We start from the raw sequence: 16,927 nt of genomic DNA, 5'->3' as shown, positions 1-16,927 counted from the left end.
TCTCAGCCCTTCAGCATATCCAGATCTTCGACATTGATGGTGCCGCGCGCGCGGAACAGCACCACCAGGATCGCGAGCCCGATGGCCGCCTCGGCGGCGGCGACGGTCAGAATGAAGAACACGAAGATCTGCCCGGCGCCATCCTGGAGGAAATGCGAGAAGGCGACGAAGTTCATGTTCACCGCAAGCAGCATCAGCTCGATGCACATCAGCAGCACGATGACGTTCTTGCGGTTGAGAAAGATCCCGGCCACCGCGATGGAAAAGAGCACCGCGCCGAGCAGCAGGTAATCGGACAAGGCGATCATGATGCGGCCTCCTCTTCGGTGCGCGGTGCCGCCATGATCGGTGGCGGTGTCGGCTCAGCCGGCATGGAAACGACGCGGATGCGGTCCGGCCCCTTGCGCACCCTGACCTGCCGGGCCGGGTCCTGATACTTGGTCTGCGGACGCCGCCGCAGCGTCAGGCGAATGGCCGCGATGATGGCCACCAGCAGAATCACCGCAGCGATCTCGAACTGGTACAGGTACACGGTGTACAGATCCAGGCCCAGGGTCGCGGTGTTGCTGTAGCCGGCGGGCTTGGGCTCGGGACTCGGGAAGGCCGACAGCCCGAAATTCGACGGCCCCAGCACCAGGAACAGGTTGAACAGCATCATCGCGGCGATCACCAGGCCCAGGGGCAGATGCTTGATGAACTGCGATTGCAGCGCGGTGATGTCGATGTCCAGCATCATCACCACGAAAAGGAACAGCACCATGACGGCGCCCACGTAGACCAGCACCAAGACGATGCCGAGGAACTCGGCCTCGATGAGCAGCCAGAGCGCCGCGCTGCTGACGAACGCCAGCACCAGGTAAAGCACGGCCTGCACCGGATTGCGCCGGGTCACGACCATCCCCGCTGCGAATACGGTTATGGCCGCAAACACGTAGAACAGGAACTTCTCAAAACCCATGGGACTTCCACTGATGAGCCCGGTCGGTCCCACTCGACCGCACCGGGCGGAGGTGATCCTCGAATGGCGCAGCGCAGGCAAATGGCACCGCCCCCCTCGTTTATAGTTATTCCGCGCGGTCTGCGTCCATTCGCCGGCGCGGGGTGCCCATCAGGGGCACTGGCGGCGAGCCGCGAGCTCGCGCCAGGGAAATCATCCTCCCGGAGACCTCACCGATAGGGCGCGTCGGCGGCCCGTGCAGCGGCTATCTCGGCCTCGAACTTGTCACCGACGGCGAGGAGTTTGTCTTTTGTCATGATGTTTTCGCCGCGGTTCTCGAAGTGATACTCGTAGATGCCCGTCTCGACGATGGAGTCCACCGGACAGGACTCTTCACAGAATCCGCAGTAGATGCACTTGAAGAGATCGATGTCGTAGCGGGTCGTCCGCCGCGAGCCGTCAGCGCGGGGCTCCGCCTCGATGGTAATGGCAAGGGCCGGGCAGGTCGCCTCACAGAGCTTGCAGGCAATGCAGCGCTCCTCGCCGTTCGCATAGCGGCGCAGCGCGTGCAGGCCGCGGAAGCGGGGCGAGATGGGTGCCTTTTCTTCCGGGTACTGCACCGTGAACTTGCCGCGGAACAGGTACCGGCCGGTGAGCCCCATGCCGCGGAACAGCTCCGTCAGCAGCAGGCTGTCGACGTATTTGCGTGCGGTATCGAGCATTGATCAATTCCACCAGGGCGGCAGCTTCACCAACACGGCCAGCGCCACAACGAGGATCCAAACGATGGTGATTGGAATGAACACCTTCCAACCGAGCCGCATGATCTGGTCGTAACGGTAGCGTGGGAAGGTCGCGCGCAGCCACAGGAAGCCGAACATGAACAAGAAGGTCTTCAGCAGCAGCCAGACGATGCCCGGCACGAAGGCCGTCGCCTGCTCCAGCACCGGGATGCCCTGCAACGGCGAGAGCCAGCCACCGAAGAACAACAGCGTGGTCAGCATCGCGATCAGCACCATGTTGGCGTATTCCGCCAGGAAGAAGATCGCGAAGGCCATGCCGGAGTATTCCACGTGGAAGCCGGCGACGATCTCGGACTCGCCCTCCGCCACGTCGAAGGGCGCGCGGTTGGTCTCCGCGACGCCGGAAATGTAGTAGACGCCGAACAGCGGCAGCAGCGGCAGCCAGAACCAGGTCAGGAAACTGCCGGACTGCGCCTCGACGATGGCACTCAGGTTGAGGCTGCCGGCGGCCACCAGCACGCCCACCAGCGCGAAGCCCATGGCGATCTCGTAAGCGACGATCTGCGCCGCCGCGCGCATGGCCCCCAACAGGGCGTACTTGGAGTTCGACGCCCAGCCCGCGATGATGACGCCGTAGACGCCGAGCGAGGTCAATGCCAGCACGTACAGGAGCCCGGCGTTGATGTCCGCCAGCACCAGTCCGGCGTCGAAGGGCACCACGGCCCAGGCGGCCAGCGCGGGTGCGATGGCGATCAGCGGCGCCAGCAGGAACAGGCCCTTGTTGGCCTTGCTGGGGACGATGATCTCCTTCATCAGGAGCTTCAACGCGTCGGCGATGGGCTGAAGCAGCCCGCGCCAGCCGACCCGGTTCGGGCCGATACGCACCTGCATGTAGCCGATGACCTTGCGCTCGGCATAGGTGTACCAGGCCACCACGCCCAGCAGCGGCAGCACGATGGCGATGGTCGCGACGATGCTCTGCAGCGGCAGCGGCAGGGCGTTCCAGAGATCCATCATGCGGACTGCTCCTCGGTGGTCTTCTGCAACTGAATCGGTCCCACGGCGGGGCCGAGCTGCTCGCTGCCGGCGACGGCGGCGGGCAGGCGCACGGCGCCCGGGGCGAGGGTGTCGTCCAGCACCACGGGCACAACGGCGCGGCGCGCGCCCTGGGTCACCTCGGCGCGGTCGCCTTCGGCAAGCCCGAGCCGCGTGGCGTCATCCGGATGCAGGGCCAGCTCGAAGCGGCCCGCCAGCGGGGTGCGTTGCAGCGCGGGGGCCGCGCGCACGGTCTGATCGATGGCGTAGATGGGCACGTTGCCCACCCGCACCGGGTCATTGCCCACGGGCAGCGGCTGCTGCAGGCCATAGTCGCCGCGGCGGGTGTTGTCGAGCCACGTGTCGGCGCCCTCGGTGCTGCCGCGTGACGTATCGCCGCACAGCGCCGCCAGTTCGTCGTGCACCTGCTTGCCGCTCGAATAATCGAAGCCGTCGAGCTCCAGCATGGTGCCCAGAACCCGGAGCACCTTCCAGCCGGGCCGGGCATCGCCCACCGGCGCCACCACGCCCTGGAAGCGCTGCCAGCGCCCCTCGGCGTTGACGAAGGTGCCAGAGGTCTCGGCGAAGGCGGAGATGGGCAGCAGGAGGTCGGCGGCCGCCTCCAGGTCCGGCGTGCGGAAGGCGGAGCAGGCGATCACGCGCTCGGCACCTGCGAGCGCCTCGCGGGCCCGGGACGGATCGAACAGGTCCAGCTCCGGCGACACGCCCCACAGCACATAGGTGCCGCGCGGCTCGGTGATCATCGCCAAGGCATCCAACCCAGCACTCTCCACGGGCGCCGCCGCGGGGCCGAGATGCGGCTGGGCACCGGCCAGCGCGGCGCCGACGGCATTGGCCGCACCCGGCAGGAAGCCGATGCGGCAGCGGGCGGCCTCGGCGATCAGGTAGGCCAGGTCCTTCAGCAGCGTATAGTCCGGGTCGGCCTCTGCCAGTGCCCCGAGCAGCACCAGGCCGCGCCCCTGCTCGCCGGCGGCGCGCAGTTCCGCGGCGAGCCGGTCCTCGGCCTCACCCGGGTCGGCTTGACGAATCAGCTCCGCAGCGGCGCCGCTGCCGCTCACCGACAGCGCGCTCGCGATGGCCGCGAGGCGAGCGGCCAGCCGTCCGGGGGGTGCCGTCAGGTGCCGCGCCGGATGCGTCAGCGCCAGCTGGTACGGGTTCACCACGGAAACGGTCGCATCGTTCAGCACCGCCTTGCGGATGCGGTGGGCTAGCAGCGGTTGCTCCTGGCGGATGTCGCTGCCGATAAGCAAGATGGCCTGCTGGTGCTCCAACTCGGCGATGGGCACACCGAGCCAGGGCACGGCGGGGTCGGCCCGGTCACCGCGGAAGTCCTGCCGGCGCAGCCGCGTGTCGATATGCCGCCCACCGAGGGCGCGCAGCAGGCGCTGCGCGAGGTAGCACTCCTCCAGTGTCGCGTTCGGCGCCATGAGCCAGCCGATCTGCTCCGGGTCCGCGGTACGCAGGGCATCGGCGGCCAGGTGCAGGGCCTCCTGCCACTCGACCGGCCGCCAGGTGCCGTCGCGCTTCACCATTGGCGCGGTGAGCCGGGTGTCGCTGTTGAGCGCCTCGTAGCTGAAGCGGTCGCGGTCGGAGATCCAGGTCTCGTTGACGGCCTCGTTGTCGCGCGGGTGCACGCGCATGACGCGGCCGCCGCGGATGTGCAGGTGAATGTTCGAGCCCACCGCGTCGTGGGGCGCGACGCCCTCCTCGGAGGTCAGCTCCCAGGCCCGGGCGGTGAAGCGGTAGGGCTTGGAGGTGAGCGCGCCCACCGGGCACAGATCGATGATGTTGCCGGAGAGCTCGTGCGCGACCGTGTGCTGCACGAAGGTACCGATGCGCATGTCCTCGCCGCGGCCGGTGGCGCCCAACTCCCGCACGCCGGCGATCTCCGCGCCGAAGCGCACGCAGCGGGTGCAGTGGATGCAGCGGGTCATGTCGGTGGCGATGAGCGGCCCCAGATCTTCGTCCTTGACCACGCGCTTGCGCTCACTGAAGCGCGAGACGTCGTCCCCGTAGCCCATGGAGACATCCTGCAGCTCGCACTCGCCGCCCTGGTCGCAGATGGGGCAGTCCAGCGGGTGGTTGATGAGCAGGAACTCCATGGTGCCGCGCTGGGCATCCAGGGCCTTCGGCGAGCGGGTCTGCACCTTCATGCCGTCCGCGACGGGCGTCGCGCAGGCGGGCACGGGCTTGGGGAAGGGGCGGCCGCCGGCTTCGGCCTCAACCAGGCACATGCGGCAGTTGGCGGCGATGGAGAGCTTTTCGTGGTAGCAGAAGCGCGGGATCGGGATGCCCTCGCGGTCAGCGACCGCAATGATCATCTCACCCGGCGACGCGGCGCAGGTGCGGCCGTCGATCTCGATGCTGATCTGCTCCGTCATGTGGTGAATTCCGCTCTTCTGCCCCTGTCGGCTTGCCGGTCCTGGCGTGCCGACCGTCGGGCTCATGTTTATTGAGAGCCGCACCCCGCAATGTCGCCCGCGGCGACGCCGTGCGGAATTGGCCTTAATTGCCTTGCGCGCGGGACGGTACCCCGACGCCACCTAACGCGGCCGGCCAGCCGCCGGGCACGCGGCGCACCGGGGCTCGCGGCGAAAGCGCCTCAGGCCGCCTGCACCATCGGCTTGCCGTGCTCGATGAGGTACTCGAATTCGTGCCGATAGTGCTTCAGGAAACTCTGCACCGGCATCGCCGCCGCGTCGCCGAGGGCGCAGATGGTGCGCCCGCCGATGCGGCCGGCGACATTATCCAGCAAATCCAGGTCCGACGACCGGCCCTGCCCGTGCAGGATCCGGTGCAGCACCCGCGACAGCCAGCCGGTCCCCTCCCGGCAGGGGGTGCACTGGCCGCAGGACTCGTGCGCGTAGAAGTGCGCCAGGTTGGCCAGCACCTTGACCATGCAGGTGCCCTCGGCGATGACGATGACCGCGCCGGAGCCAAGCATGGAGCCGGCCTTGGCGATGGAGTCGTAGTCCATGTCCGTTTCCAGCATGATCTCGCCCGGCACCACCGGCACCGACGAGCCACCCGGGATCACGGCCTTGAGCTTGCGCCCGCCGCTGACGCCGCCGGCCATCGCGAGCAGGTCGCGGAAGGGCGTGCCGAGCGGCACCTCGAAGTTGTTCGGCCGGGTGACATGGCCGGTCATCGAGAACAGCTTGGGGCCGCCGTTGTTGGGCCGGCCCTGCTCCAGGAACCAGCGCCCGCCCTTTTCCAGGATCACCGGCACGGACGCCAGCGACTCGGTGTTGTTGATGGTGGTGGGCTTGCCGTAGAGGCCAGCCTGCGCCGGGAACGGGGGCTTGAAGCGCGGCTGGCCCTTCTTGCCCTCGATGGACTCCAGCAGCGCCGTCTCCTCGCCGCAGATGTAGGCGCCCGCGCCGCAGTGGGTATAAAGGTCGAAGTCGATGCCGGAGCCGTGCAGGTTCTTGCCCAACAGGCCTGCATCGTAGGCCTCTTCGAGGGCCTGCTCAAAGCGCTCGATGGGCTCGTAGAACTCGCCGCGGATGTAGTTGTAGCCCACGGTGGCACCGATGCAGTAGCCGGCGATGGCCATGCCCTCGATAAGCTGATGCGGGTTGTAGCGCAGGATGTCGCGGTCTTTGCAGGTGCCGGGCTCACCCTCGTCGGAGTTGCAGACGATGTACTTCTGCCCGGGCTTGTTGCGGGGCATGAAGCTCCACTTGAGCCCGGTAGGAAAGCCGGCACCACCCCGCCCGCGCAGCGCGGACAGCTTGAGCTCCTCGATGATGGAGTCCGGCGACGGCTTGTCCTGGAGAATGCGCTCCCACTGCACGTAGCCGCCCACGCTGCGGTAGCCCTTCAGCGTGTGCCGCAGCTTCGGCTTCAGGTGCATGGTGCGGAAGCAGACGGTGTCTTGGTTGTCGACCATGGCGGATGTGTCGTCGCGGTTGTCCGGGTGGCGGTTGCAGGGCGCTCTGCCGCGCTCGCGGCCATCCTCCCGTGGCTATCTGTCAATCGAGCTTCGAGATGATCTTGTCGATGGCGTCCGGCGTCACGCTTTCGTGGTAGGTCTTGTCCACCATCACCACCGGCGCGTCGCGGCAGGCGCCAAGGCACTCGAACTCCTTCACCGTGAACTTGCCGTCCTTGGAGGTCTCGCCAGGCGCGACCCCGTGGCGCTTCTCGATATGCTCCAACAGCGCCTCGGCGCCGCCGAGCATGCAGGAGATGCTGTTGCAGACACAGATCTTGTGCCGGCCCACCGGCTCCAGGTCGTACATGCCGTAGAAGCTGGCAACCTCGTAGACGGCCACCTCGGGCATATCCAGATAGGCGGCCACCTGATCCATCAGCTCTCGGGTCAGCCAGCCGCCGTTGTGGTCCTGGACCAGGGTCAGCGCCGGCATCACCGCCGACTGCTTCCACTCCGGCGGATACTTGGCGACGTGCTTGTCGATCCCGGCGCGGAGTTCCGGCGTCAGCAGGGTCTCCTTGTCGACATCGTGGACGACGGACAGCGGTGCGGTGCGAAAGCTCATCAGCGGTCAATCTCCCCGAAAACGATATCCATGGTGCCGATGACGGCGACCACGTCCGCGAGCATGTGCCCCTTGGACATCTCGTCCATGGCGGCAAGGTGCGGGAAGCCCGGCGCGCGCACTTTGAGCCGATAGGGCTTGTTGGCGCCATCAGAGACGATGTAGCAGCCGAATTCGCCTTTCGGCGCCTCTACCGCGGCATAGACCTCGCCGGGCGGCGGGCAGTAGCCCTCGGTGAAGAGCTTGAAGTGGTGGATCAAGGCTTCCATGTCGTCCTTCATGTCTTCCCGCGACGGCGGCGTGACCTTGTGGTCGTCCAGCATCACCGGGCCCGGGTTGGCGCGCAGCCAATCCACGCACTGCTTGATGATGCGGTTGGACTGGCGCATCTCCTCGACGCGCACCAGGTAGCGGTCGTAGCAGTCACCGTTCTGGCCCACCGGAATGTCGAAGTCGACATTGGCATAGGCCGCGTAGGGCTGCTTTTTGCGGAGATCCCAGGCAATGCCGGAGCCGCGGATCATCGGGCCGGTGAAGCCCAGGCTTTTCGCCCGCTCGGGGCTCACGACGCCGATGCCGACGGTGCGCTGCTTCCAGATGCGGTTGTCGGTGAGCAGCGTTTCGTACTCGTCCACCAGCGCCGGGAAACGCTCGGTGAAATCCTCGATGAAGTCCAGCAGCGAGCCACCGCGCGCGTCGTTGCGCTTGCGGATTGCCCCCTTCCCGTGCCACTTGGTGCTCTCGTCGGGGTAGCGCGGCATGCGCGCCGGCAGGTCTCGGTAGACGCCGCCGGGGCGGTAGTAGGTCGCATGCAGGCGCGCACCCGAGACCGCCTCGTAGCAGTCCATCAGGTCCTCGCGCTCGCGGAAGCAGTACAGGAACACGCTCATGGCGCCCACGTCGAGGGCATGCGCGCCGAGCCACATCAGGTGGTTCAGGATGCGCGTGATCTCGTCGAACATGGTGCGGATGTACTGCGCGCGGATCGGCGCCTCGATGCCGAGCAGCTTCTCGATGGCGCGCACGTAGCCGTGCTCGTTGCACATCATGGACACGTAGTCCAGCCGGTCCATGTAGCCGATGCTCTGGTTGAACGGCTTGGACTCGGCGAGCTTCTCGGTGCCACGGTGCAGCAGGCCGATATGCGGGTCGGCGCGGTCGATGACCTCGCCGTCCATCTCCAGCACCAGGCGCAGCACGCCGTGGGCGGCCGGGTGCTGGGGACCGAAGTTCAGGGTGTAGTTGCGGATCTCAGGCATTGGCGGCATCCCCCGCAGCGCTGTCGGCAGCGGCCCTGGCCGCGCGGGCCTCGCGCGCCTGCTCTTCGGTGACGTAGCGGCTGTCCTGGCGGATCACCTTCGGCACCAGCACGCGGGGCTCGATTTCGACGGGCTCATAGACGACACGCTCCTGCTCCGGGTCGTAGCGCATGGCCACGTGCCCGCTGAGCGGGAAGTCCTTGCGGAACGGATGGCCGACGAAGCCGTAGTCGGTGAGGATGCGGCGCAGGTCCGGGTGGCCGCGGAACAGAATGCCGAAGAGGTCAAAGGCCTCGCGCTCGAACCAGTTGGCGGCAGACCACACCTCCACGACGGAGTCCACCATCGGCTGTGCGCCGCCGGCGTACACCTTGACCCGCAGCCGGCGGTTATAGTCCAGCGACAACAGGTGATAGACCACCGCGAAGCGCTTGGGGTCGTCCTCGTCGAGTTCGATATCGCGGTCGACGCCGCGGCCGAAGCCGGTGCTGGAGGCTTCTGCCGTCTCCCACTCCGACTTGCCGTACGCGGCATAGTCGACGCCGCAGACGTCGATGAGCTGCTCGAAGCGCAGGGCCTGGTCGTCGCGCAGCGACAGGCATACCGTCTTAATGTCGGCCGCGGGCACGGTCAGCGTCAGCTCGCCGAGGGCGGATTGGAGCGCATAGTCGTCACCCGGCCAGCGCGCGCGGAGCACGCCGGCGAGGCTGTCGAGGCGGGCGTCGCCGGTGGAAGCGCCGGTGAAAGCGATGGTTTCTGGCATTGATCGACTGCCGGGGATTGGGTACTGCTGGCGCGCGCGTCAGCGCGCAATGGTGTTGGTGCGGCGAATCTTGTTCTGCAATTGCAGAACGCCGTAAAGCAGTGCCTCGGCCGTGGGTGGGCACCCCGGCACGTAGACATCCACCGGCACGATGCGGTCGCAACCGCGGACCACCGCGTAGGAATAGTGGTAATAGCCGCCGCCATTGGCGCACGAGCCCATCGAGATTACCCAACGCGGCTCGGCCATCTGGTCGTAGACCTTGCGCAGCGCCGGCGCCATCTTGTTGACCAGCGTGCCGGCGACGATCATCACGTCGCTCTGCCGGGGGCTTGGGCGGAAAATGATGCCGAAGCGGTCGAGGTCGTAGCGGGCGGCGCCGGCGTGCATCATCTCGACCGCGCAACAGGCGAGGCCGAAGGTCATGGGCCACAGCGAGCCGGTGCGCGCCCAGTTGATCAGCTTGTCGGCGGTCGTGGTGACGATGCCCTCATCGAGCACACCTTCAATACCCATGGTGCTCTCCTACAGCGTTGCTAGAGGGATCATGGCCGGCGGCCCATGCCACCACTGCGCGCATGGTTGGGCGCATCACTCCCATTCCAGGGCGCCTTTGCGCCACTCGTACAGGAAACCGACGACGAGAATCCCCAAAAAGATTGACATGGCGATGAAGCCGGCCACGCCAAGGTCTTTCAGCACAACCGCCCAGGGGAAGAGGAACGCGATCTCGAGGTCGAAGATGATGAACAGGATGGCGACGAGGTAGTAGCGCACGTCGAACTTCATCCGCGCACTCTCGAACGCCTCGAAGCCGCACTCGTAGGGCGAGTCCTTCTCGCGGTCCGGCCGACGCGGCCCGAGCACCGCACCGAGCACACGCGGCACGAAGCCGATCAGCAGCGCGATGACGATGAAGATCAGGATATGCAGGTAGTCTTCGAGCACGCGCCGCCCTCATTTATGATCAGTATTGGGAGCCCGTTTGCACGGGCGCGCGGCAGTCTAGAGTAGCGCGGCCTCGGGTGTCAAGCTGGCCGACTGTCAAGAAAACCTTACGGTTCAGCCCTTTACGTCTACGCAGGGCGCCCCGCAACCACAGGCTTAGGGAGCCTCCCCAGCACCGAATCAGGCCAGCGCAGGAGAGTCTCGAAGATGGTGCCGACGGCCGGACTCGAACCGGCACGGCTTGCGCCACTGCCCCCTCAAGACAGCGTGTCTACCAATTCCACCACGTCGGCAAGTAACTTGTTTGCTCTTCGCAACGTTTCACCCGGGCGATGCACGTAGGTGTCGCAGCACGGGCTGTCGATTCAGTCTTTCGTGTTGTTCGGCACGGGCGGCAGGTCGCCGCCACCACTGGACTTCGCCGCCGGCTCCGGCGCCATGTCGACGGGCGGCAGGTCGTTGTCGCTCGTGGCGGGCGGCACGGCACCCACTGGCGGCGCGGCCGACTCGTTTTCTGCGCCGTGCGCAGGGGCCTGTGGCGCCGCGGGCCCGGGCAGGTCCGACTGCGCACCTGCCGGCAGCGTCGGCGGCGCGATGTTGTCCATGAGACCCTCGGGCTCGCCCACCTGCGCCGCGAAATAGGCCAAGGCCATGCTGGTCAGAAAGAACAGCGTCGCCAGGATGGCCGTGGTGCGCGTCAGGAACGACGCGGAGCCCCGCGCACCGAACACGGTGGCCGACGCACCACTGCCGAACGCGGCGCCGGCATCCGCACCCTTGCCGTGCTGGATCAGGATAAGCCCGATCAGCCCCAGCGCGAGCAGCAGGTGCAGGACGGTCAGAAACAGCTGCATGGTCGTTCGGCGTTCTACAGTTCAGCGATGGAGTTCAGCGATGCACGCGGTTTCGAACCGCCTCAGGCATTATCTTCGCCAGCCTGGCAAATGGCCACGAAATCGGCCGCATTCAGCGAGGCGCCGCCGATCAGGCCGCCGTCGATGTCCGGCTGGCCAATCAGCTCGGCCGCGTTGCCGGGCTTCATGCTGCCGCCGTACAGAATCCGCAAGCCCTTGGCAATTTCCTTGCTCTTCTTGGCGATGCGCTCTCGCAGAAAGGCGTGCACCTCCTGCGCCTGTGCCGGGGTGGCGGTGACACCGGTGCCGATGGCCCAGACCGGCTCGTAGGCCACCACGCCGTGCGCATAGGCATCGACGCCTTCCAGATTCAGGACGCCGTCGATGTGCTTGGCGACCACCTCTTCGGTCTTGCCCTGCTCACGCTCTTCCAGGGTCTCGCCGACGCAGAGGATGGGCACGAGGCCGTTGGCCACCGCTTGCGCATACTTGCGCGCGATCACCCCGTCCGTCTCGCCGTTGAGCTGGCGGCGCTCGGAGTGGCCGACGATGGCATAACGGCAGCCGAAATCCTTCAGCATGGCCGCCGACACCTGTCCGGTGAAGGCGCCCCCATCTTCGCAGGAGACGTCCTGCGAGCCCCAGCCAATGGCCGTGCCCTGCAGCAGTTCTTCGACCAGGTATAGATATGGAAACGGCGGGCAGACGGCCACATCGGTCTTCTGCATCCCGGAGACGCCGGCGACGATGCCCCGAACCAATTCCGCGGCGTCGGCCTTGGTGCCGTTCATCTTCCAGTTGCCAGCAATCAGAGGCCGTCGCATCGATAATCTCCCGCTGAAAAGCCGACAAGTGTAGCGTTACGGAGGCCGGTGCGCAACAAGCGCGGAGCGCGCGAACGACTTCCAACAGACAAGGGCATTAGCTTACACTTCCTCGGATGGCCAAGGGAAAAAAGAAGCAGACCGGCGGCGGCAACACCATTGCCCTGAACAAGAAGGCGTCGCACGAGTACCACATCGAGCAGCGCCTGGAATGCGGCATCGCGCTGGAGGGCTGGGAGGTCAAGGGCATGCGGGCAGGCCGCGTCCAGCTCAAGGAGAGCTACGTGAAGATCCTGCGCGGCGAGGCCTATCTCATCGGCGCCCACATTTCCGCGCTGCCGTCCGCCTCCACCCACGTCAACCCGGAGCCCACCCGCACGCGCAAGCTGTTGCTGAAACGCAGCGAGCTGAACCGTCTCATCGGCCAGACCGAGCGTGCCGGCTACACGCTGGTACCCACGGCCCTGTACTGGAAGCGCGGCCGCGCCAAGCTCGAGATCGGCCTCGCCAAGGGCAAGAAGCTCCACGACAAGCGCGCCACCGAGAAAGATCGCGACTGGGCGCGCGAGAAGGAGCGCCTCTTCAAGCAGGGCTGACGCGAGCGGCGACGGGGCCGCTGAGTTCCACCCTGCTCCCGGGGCCGCCAAGTTGCACTCGGCTCCTGGGGGCGCCGAGTTCCGCTCGGCTCGCCGTGCGGCCGGCTCAATGCCAGACGCACGGCATCAAAGGCGCCCCCAGAAACCCGCAGCAAGAAACGACAACCAGCACGGCGCGGAGCGCAAGCCGGGCCTCGCCTGCGCACGCGGATACGCCGCCCAGCCGAACCGATCTGCTGATCCTCTCCCGTCGTCTGACGCCGGCGGCTGGAAGCCGCCAATCCCAGTTGCCGGCAAGATACCGGCGCTCCCGGGACAACGCATCAGACCTGGATCTGAAGCAACCTTATTGCACCCTCCGCACGACGCCCTCAGACGTCGGCATCGGTCCAGCCGCCGAGTTGCTGCTCCAGCCGGTGCACGCGACAGCGCAGTTGCTGGATTTCTTCGATGAGGTCGAGCGCCAGTGCGGTGCCGGGCAGGTTCAGCTCCAGGTCGCGCTGCAGGCGCACCGCGCGGCGCACGCGGACCACCTCGACGCCGCGAAAGATCCATCGCTCCGGCGCGTCGCCGCGCGGGTGCAACATGCCCTCGGCGACCATGGCGCGCACCTGCTCTGCACTGACACCGCAGACGCGCAAGAGCTCGTTGAGGGCGAGCGCCCGCTGCTCGTCCAGGAGCTCGCCTTCCAGTCCGTTCGGCTGCTGTGTCATGGCTCAGCCCCCCAGCTTGGCACGTGGATTGAACGCTTTGAAGCGCTCGGCGAGGGATTCGAATGCCGCCTTGGCGTCGGCGTCCTTCGCCGGCGGGTTGACGATCTCGAGCTGCACATAGGCATCTCCGGGGGTCTTGCCCGGCAGCCCGCGGCCCTTCAGCCGCAGGCGCTGGCTGCTCTGGGCACCGGCGGGAACCTTGAGGCTCACCTTGCCGCCCAGCGTCGGCACCGACACGGTGGCACCGAGTGCGGCCTCCCAGGGCGCGATGGGCAGGCGCAGGTGGATATCCCGCCCCTCGGCACGGAAGATGGGATGCGGCGCGAATTCCACCTCCAGGTACAGGTCACCGGCCTCGCCGCCGCCGACGCCCGCCCCGGCCTGACCGGCGAGGCGGATCTGCTGCCCCTCGGTGACACCGGCCGGGATGCGCACGTTGAGGGTGCGCTTGCGCGTCTTGAGATGGCCCTGGGCGTCGACCTCGGGCACTTCGAGGGTGAGCTGCCGGGTAGCACCGCGGTAGGCGTCCTCCAGCGAGATGCGTACCCGCGCGGTCTGATCCGCGCCGCGCGCCGAAAAGCCACCGGTCCGCCCACCAAAGCCGCCGTCGCCGCCCATACCGCCGCCCATGCCACCCAAGTCACCGAAGATGCTGGAGAAGAAGTCGCTGAACTGCGCCGCCTCCTCCGGCGACATGCGCTCGGCACGTTGCCAGCGGCCACCGGCGGCGCCTTCGCGTGCCCCATAGCCGGGCGGCGGACGGAACTCGTCGCCGGCGTGCCAGCCAGTGCCGAGGGCGTCGTATTGGGCGCGCTTTTCTGGGTCCTTCAGGACCTCGTTGGCCTCGTTGACCTCCTTGAAGCGCGCCTCCGCATCGGGCTCCTTGCTGACGTCCGGATGATACTTGCGCGCGAGCTTGCGATAGGCGCGCTTGATATCGTCCTGGCCCGCGTCTCGCGCGACGCCGAGGATCTTGTAGTAATCCTTGTATTCCACGATGGCCTCTCGCTAGATCATCGATACGGCACCCACCCGGGGGCGGACCGGTTTCGATTCTACGCCCGCGAACAGGCGCGGACGGCCTCAGTCGGGATTGTAAGGCCGGTTGCCGGGCACTCAACGCACCCGACCGAGCCCTTGCAATGGGGTCACATCCCCGTGGAGCGCGTTGTGGCCGAGCGTCGCCTTGACCGTTTTGGAAAGTTGCGCACGAACACGGCGGGCGTGCCCTCGCTGCGAAACAGGTTGCCGGCGACGACGAGCCGGCCCGACGTGCAGGACGCGCCCTGACTGCGCCTCGGCAAACGCGACGGCTGGCACCACCATCAGCGCCAGCGCCAGTACGAGCGGCCAGGACCTGGATGGCTCGGCCGCGCTCAACATCAGCATCCCCCCTTGTCGGAAACCATCCCCGGCGCCGGACCGCGTCGGCGCGCGCCGCACCATGTGCCGCGAGCCCGACGCGTCTCCGGCACCGAGGCTGCTCAGGCGGATACTGTCCGTTCCAGCGCCCACGCCCGAAGCTGCGCGATCCGCTCGCCCATGACCACCGACAGGGGCTGGGTGGCGGCCAACTCCGCGAGCACCGCGTCGGTATCCGGCGCCCGATCCTCGGCGCGGGCGGCGTAGCGCGCCGAGACCACGGCCTGCTCGAGGCCAGCGCCGGTGAAGCCCGCACTGGCCTCGGCCAGGCGCCCCAGGTCGAACTGCGCCGGGTCCAGCCCTCGCTTCGCCAGGTGGATGCGGAAGATTTCGGCACGCACCTCGGCGTCCGGCAGGTCGACGAAAAAGATCTCGTCGAGCCGCCCCTTGCGCACGAGCTCGGGCGGCAGGCCGGAGATATCGTTGGATGTGGCTACCAGGAAGACCCGCGTCGTACGCTCCGCCATCCAGGTGAGCAGCGCGCCGAGCAGCCGCATGGGCGTGCCCTCGTCGCCCTGGCCGCTGGCGATGCCCTTTTCGATCTCGTCGCACCATAGCACGCAGGGGGCCATGACATCGGCGGTGCGCAGCGCCTCGCGCAGGTTGCGCTCGCTCTCGCCGATGTACTTGTTGTAGAGGGCGCCGAAGTCGAGCCGCAGCAGCGGCACGCCGAGCCGCCCGGCGACGGCCTTGGCGGCGAGGCTCTTGCCACCACCCTGCACGCCGAGCAGCATGATGCCCTTGGGCACGTCGGTGCCAACCCCTGCATCGCTCCCCCCGCCATCGAGGAAGGCGGCGCGGCGGCGATCCACGAAGCGCTTGAGGTTGTGCAGCCCCGCCACGTCGGCGAAGCTCGCGGTGTCGTATTCGAACGCGACCGCACCCTCCGGGCTCAACAGCTTGTACTTGGCGCGGGTGACGTCGGCGACGTCGGACTCGGTGATGGCGCCGTCGTTGCGGATGGCGTTGCGGATCAGCCGGCGAGCGTCGGACTCGGTGATGCCGAGCAGGTTGCGCGAAAGCTGCTCGACCGCATCGCGATTGGCGCGGAAGCTGCGGTTCGGTCCCGCGTGCTGCCACGCCTGCGCCTCCTCACGGATCAGCGCCAGTAGCCGCCGACGATCCGGCAGGCTCAGCTCGACGCGGGCGGCGAGGTGCTTGAGCTCTGGCGGCGTCATCAGCGCATGGCTCAGCAGCACCAGGCGCCGCGGGGCCGTGTGGAAGTCCTGCGCGATTTCTTTGATCAGCCGCACGTGGAGCGGGTGGTCGAGAAAGGGATGGAAATCCAGCAACACATAGATGCCGGACTGGGTGGTCGCCTTGATGTGCCGTAGCGCCTCGGCCGGGTCCGCCAACTGCGGCTGCGGCAGACCATAGCTCGCCGGGCGCAGGCCATCGGTGACGGTCCAGCAGAATACGGGCTCGCTGCGCCCGCCACCGATCCGCAGGAACAGATTCAGGATGCGCGGTTCCTCCCGGGACTCGATGAGCAAGAGCGGGGTCTCGGAGCGCAGCATGAGCTGCAGGTCATGCAGGTCCGAGCGCATGGACGGCCGCTCAGGGCGTGTCGCAGGCGACAAAGAAGTCGTTGTGCAGGGCCTCCAGGCACTGCTGACCGGTGCCCGTCAGCGCCGCCGGGTCCGCGACGGTGAGGCGCTCGTCGGTCTCCAGCGACTGGAGCTGACGCGCCGCGTCGCAGGCAGGGCTGTCGGCGCAGGCGTCCTTGGCGCCGCAGACCTTCAGCACCAGCTCGCGGCAACGGCTGTCGCCGCCACTGGTGAGGCTCGCACAGGCGGGAAAGGCGGGGTCGGCGAGTGCCTGCCGGCAGCGCGGTTCGGTGGCGCTGCGCACCGTGTCCGCGGCCGGCCCGCGGGTGATGGCCAGATCGCGCCGCTCACGCTCGGCTTCCGCCAGCAAGGTGCGCGCCTGCAGGCAGGGGGCGACGGTATCGCAGGCGTCGTCGAAGCCGCAGGTCTTGCGCACCAGTTGCATGCACCAGCGGTCCGCGTAGATGGGCGAGGCGGTGGGACCGCCGGCCCAGGCACGATACATCTCCTCGGTGGGCACCGCGACGCCGTCGCGGACGATGACCGTCGAGCCGTCCTCCAGGCGGTGCACGCCGTCCCAGAGCTGGCGCGTGGTGCCGCCATCCTGGCGCAGGGCGCGATGGGTGCCCGGATCGACGACGATCGTCCCGCCGGACTCGAGCTCGCCCCGCCAGTTGTCGGCGACGGCGTCGCAGGCGGCCGCCAGCAGTGCCGTCAAGGCCGCCGTGCCGATGCGGGACCACCGGGATTGGAGAATTCGCGA

At 67.5% G+C, this 16,927-nt stretch carries 19 protein-coding genes and 1 tRNA gene; 1 reads left to right on the top strand and 19 read right to left on the bottom strand.

The genetic code is table 11. The features are described 5' to 3' along the window. Nucleotides 1-2: 2 nt before the first annotated feature. The 14 genes from nuoK to tpiA form a co-directional block, all read right to left on the bottom strand. Nucleotides 3-308, bottom strand: a complete 306-nt coding sequence (gene nuoK / locus LJE69_RS02735; protein ID WP_296921255.1) for an NADH-quinone oxidoreductase subunit NuoK — start codon at nt 306-308, stop codon at nt 3-5. Further along, nucleotides 305-958 carry an NADH-quinone oxidoreductase subunit J gene (locus LJE69_RS02730; protein ID WP_296921253.1) on the bottom strand — a complete coding sequence of 218 codons (654 nt, stop codon included), beginning with the start codon at nt 956-958 and terminating at the stop codon, nt 305-307. Before LJE69_RS02730 ends, nuoK begins: the two co-directional genes overlap by 4 nt. A gap of 209 nt (nt 959-1,167) precedes the next feature. Beyond that, nucleotides 1,168-1,659 carry an NADH-quinone oxidoreductase subunit NuoI gene (nuoI, locus tag LJE69_RS02725; RefSeq protein ID WP_296921251.1) on the bottom strand — a complete coding sequence of 164 codons (492 nt, stop codon included), beginning with the start codon at nt 1,657-1,659 and terminating at the stop codon, nt 1,168-1,170. A gap of 3 nt (nt 1,660-1,662) precedes the next feature. Beyond that, complete coding sequence (gene nuoH / locus LJE69_RS02720) at nt 1,663-2,697, bottom strand: NADH-quinone oxidoreductase subunit NuoH (protein ID WP_296921249.1); 1,035 nt, start codon at nt 2,695-2,697, stop codon at nt 1,663-1,665. Next, nucleotides 2,694-5,117, bottom strand: a complete 2,424-nt coding sequence (nuoG, locus tag LJE69_RS02715) for an NADH-quinone oxidoreductase subunit NuoG (RefSeq protein ID WP_296921247.1) — start codon at nt 5,115-5,117, stop codon at nt 2,694-2,696. The genes nuoH and nuoG overlap by 4 nt, the downstream gene beginning before the upstream one ends. A 221-nt stretch (nt 5,118-5,338) precedes the next feature. Next, nucleotides 5,339-6,628 (bottom strand): NADH-quinone oxidoreductase subunit NuoF, encoded by a 1,290-nt coding sequence (nuoF, locus tag LJE69_RS02710; RefSeq protein WP_296921245.1) that lies wholly within the window; start codon nt 6,626-6,628, stop codon nt 5,339-5,341. 82 nt (nt 6,629-6,710) lie between these two features. Next, nucleotides 6,711-7,238: an NADH-quinone oxidoreductase subunit NuoE gene (nuoE, locus tag LJE69_RS02705; RefSeq protein ID WP_296921243.1), complete on the bottom strand. Its 528-nt coding sequence runs from the start codon at nt 7,236-7,238 to the stop codon at nt 6,711-6,713. Continuing rightward, a complete protein-coding gene (locus LJE69_RS02700; RefSeq protein ID WP_296921241.1) occupies nt 7,238-8,497 on the bottom strand; it encodes an NADH-quinone oxidoreductase subunit D in 1,260 nt (419 codons plus the stop codon). Before LJE69_RS02700 ends, nuoE begins: the two co-directional genes overlap by 1 nt. After that, nucleotides 8,490-9,260, bottom strand: coding sequence for an NADH-quinone oxidoreductase subunit C (locus tag LJE69_RS02695; RefSeq protein ID WP_296921239.1), 771 nt, complete (start codon nt 9,258-9,260; stop codon nt 8,490-8,492). The genes LJE69_RS02700 and LJE69_RS02695 overlap by 8 nt, the downstream gene beginning before the upstream one ends. A gap of 39 nt (nt 9,261-9,299) precedes the next feature. Beyond that, nucleotides 9,300-9,776: an NADH-quinone oxidoreductase subunit B family protein gene (locus LJE69_RS02690; RefSeq protein ID WP_296921238.1), complete on the bottom strand. Its 477-nt coding sequence runs from the start codon at nt 9,774-9,776 to the stop codon at nt 9,300-9,302. Between the two features lie 75 nt (nt 9,777-9,851). Beyond that, a complete protein-coding gene (locus LJE69_RS02685) occupies nt 9,852-10,208 on the bottom strand; it encodes an NADH-quinone oxidoreductase subunit A (protein ID WP_296921236.1) in 357 nt (118 codons plus the stop codon). A gap of 208 nt (nt 10,209-10,416) precedes the next feature. Next, nucleotides 10,417-10,501 (bottom strand) — tRNA-Leu (locus LJE69_RS02680). 72 nt (nt 10,502-10,573) lie between these two features. Then, nucleotides 10,574-11,062, bottom strand: a complete 489-nt coding sequence (gene secG, locus LJE69_RS02675; RefSeq protein WP_296921234.1) for a preprotein translocase subunit SecG — start codon at nt 11,060-11,062, stop codon at nt 10,574-10,576. Nucleotides 11,063-11,124: 62 nt separating this feature from the next. After that, nucleotides 11,125-11,886 carry a triose-phosphate isomerase gene (tpiA, locus tag LJE69_RS02670; RefSeq protein ID WP_296921231.1) on the bottom strand — a complete coding sequence of 254 codons (762 nt, stop codon included), beginning with the start codon at nt 11,884-11,886 and terminating at the stop codon, nt 11,125-11,127. A gap of 116 nt (nt 11,887-12,002) precedes the next feature. Here tpiA and smpB point away from each other — a divergent pair, with 116 nt between their 5' ends. Further along, complete coding sequence (gene smpB, locus LJE69_RS02665; RefSeq protein ID WP_296921229.1) at nt 12,003-12,482, top strand: SsrA-binding protein SmpB; 480 nt, start codon at nt 12,003-12,005, stop codon at nt 12,480-12,482. A gap of 371 nt (nt 12,483-12,853) precedes the next feature. Here the strand turns inward: smpB and LJE69_RS02660 are convergent, their stop codons facing one another. From LJE69_RS02660 to LJE69_RS02640, 5 genes are all read right to left on the bottom strand, one after another. Then, nucleotides 12,854-13,195 (bottom strand): chaperone modulator CbpM, encoded by a 342-nt coding sequence (locus LJE69_RS02660; protein ID WP_296921227.1) that lies wholly within the window; start codon nt 13,193-13,195, stop codon nt 12,854-12,856. Between the two features lie 3 nt (nt 13,196-13,198). Continuing rightward, nucleotides 13,199-14,191 (bottom strand): DnaJ C-terminal domain-containing protein, encoded by a 993-nt coding sequence (locus LJE69_RS02655; protein ID WP_296921226.1) that lies wholly within the window; start codon nt 14,189-14,191, stop codon nt 13,199-13,201. Nucleotides 14,192-14,311: 120 nt separating this feature from the next. Next, nucleotides 14,312-14,584: a hypothetical protein gene (locus LJE69_RS02650; RefSeq protein WP_296921224.1), complete on the bottom strand. Its 273-nt coding sequence runs from the start codon at nt 14,582-14,584 to the stop codon at nt 14,312-14,314. Between the two features lie 95 nt (nt 14,585-14,679). Then, complete coding sequence (locus LJE69_RS02645; protein ID WP_296921222.1) at nt 14,680-16,164, bottom strand: AAA family ATPase; 1,485 nt, start codon at nt 16,162-16,164, stop codon at nt 14,680-14,682. A gap of 10 nt (nt 16,165-16,174) precedes the next feature. Further along, complete coding sequence (locus LJE69_RS02640; RefSeq protein ID WP_296921220.1) at nt 16,175-16,882, bottom strand: hypothetical protein; 708 nt, start codon at nt 16,880-16,882, stop codon at nt 16,175-16,177. Between the last annotated feature and the right edge of the window lie 45 nt (nt 16,883-16,927).

It is taken from the genome of Thiohalocapsa sp., assembly GCF_022340605.1.
Taxonomy (GTDB): Bacteria; Pseudomonadota; Gammaproteobacteria; order Chromatiales; family Chromatiaceae; genus Thiohalocapsa.
This window is presented reverse-complemented; position numbering and strand designations above follow the sequence as displayed.

What these genes read in the sequence shown, in the direction of transcription:
- smpB (WP_296921229.1), top strand. Translation starts at nt 12,003, where the DNA reads ATGGCCAAGGGAAAAAAGAAGCAGACCGGCGGCGGCAACACCATTGCC.
- tpiA (WP_296921231.1), bottom strand. Translation starts at nt 11,886, where the DNA reads ATGCGACGGCCTCTGATTGCTGGCAACTGGAAGATGAACGGCACCAAG.
- LJE69_RS02650 (WP_296921224.1), bottom strand. Translation starts at nt 14,584, where the DNA reads ATGCTGATGTTGAGCGCGGCCGAGCCATCCAGGTCCTGGCCGCTCGTA.
- nuoE (WP_296921243.1), bottom strand. Translation starts at nt 7,238, where the DNA reads ATGAGCTTTCGCACCGCACCGCTGTCCGTCGTCCACGATGTCGACAAG.
- LJE69_RS02695 (WP_296921239.1), bottom strand. Translation starts at nt 9,260, where the DNA reads ATGCCAGAAACCATCGCTTTCACCGGCGCTTCCACCGGCGACGCCCGC.
- nuoH (WP_296921249.1), bottom strand. Translation starts at nt 2,697, where the DNA reads ATGATGGATCTCTGGAACGCCCTGCCGCTGCCGCTGCAGAGCATCGTC.
- LJE69_RS02660 (WP_296921227.1), bottom strand. Translation starts at nt 13,195, where the DNA reads ATGACACAGCAGCCGAACGGACTGGAAGGCGAGCTCCTGGACGAGCAG.
- LJE69_RS02645 (WP_296921222.1), bottom strand. Translation starts at nt 16,164, where the DNA reads ATGCGCTCGGACCTGCATGACCTGCAGCTCATGCTGCGCTCCGAGACC.
- nuoF (WP_296921245.1), bottom strand. Translation starts at nt 6,628, where the DNA reads ATGGTCGACAACCAAGACACCGTCTGCTTCCGCACCATGCACCTGAAG.
- nuoI (WP_296921251.1), bottom strand. Translation starts at nt 1,659, where the DNA reads ATGCTCGATACCGCACGCAAATACGTCGACAGCCTGCTGCTGACGGAG.
- LJE69_RS02730 (WP_296921253.1), bottom strand. Translation starts at nt 958, where the DNA reads ATGGGTTTTGAGAAGTTCCTGTTCTACGTGTTTGCGGCCATAACCGTA.
- LJE69_RS02690 (WP_296921238.1), bottom strand. Translation starts at nt 9,776, where the DNA reads ATGGGTATTGAAGGTGTGCTCGATGAGGGCATCGTCACCACGACCGCC.
- LJE69_RS02700 (WP_296921241.1), bottom strand. Translation starts at nt 8,497, where the DNA reads ATGCCTGAGATCCGCAACTACACCCTGAACTTCGGTCCCCAGCACCCG.
- secG (WP_296921234.1), bottom strand. Translation starts at nt 11,062, where the DNA reads ATGCAGCTGTTTCTGACCGTCCTGCACCTGCTGCTCGCGCTGGGGCTG.
- nuoG (WP_296921247.1), bottom strand. Translation starts at nt 5,117, where the DNA reads ATGACGGAGCAGATCAGCATCGAGATCGACGGCCGCACCTGCGCCGCG.
- nuoK (WP_296921255.1), bottom strand. Translation starts at nt 308, where the DNA reads ATGATCGCCTTGTCCGATTACCTGCTGCTCGGCGCGGTGCTCTTTTCC.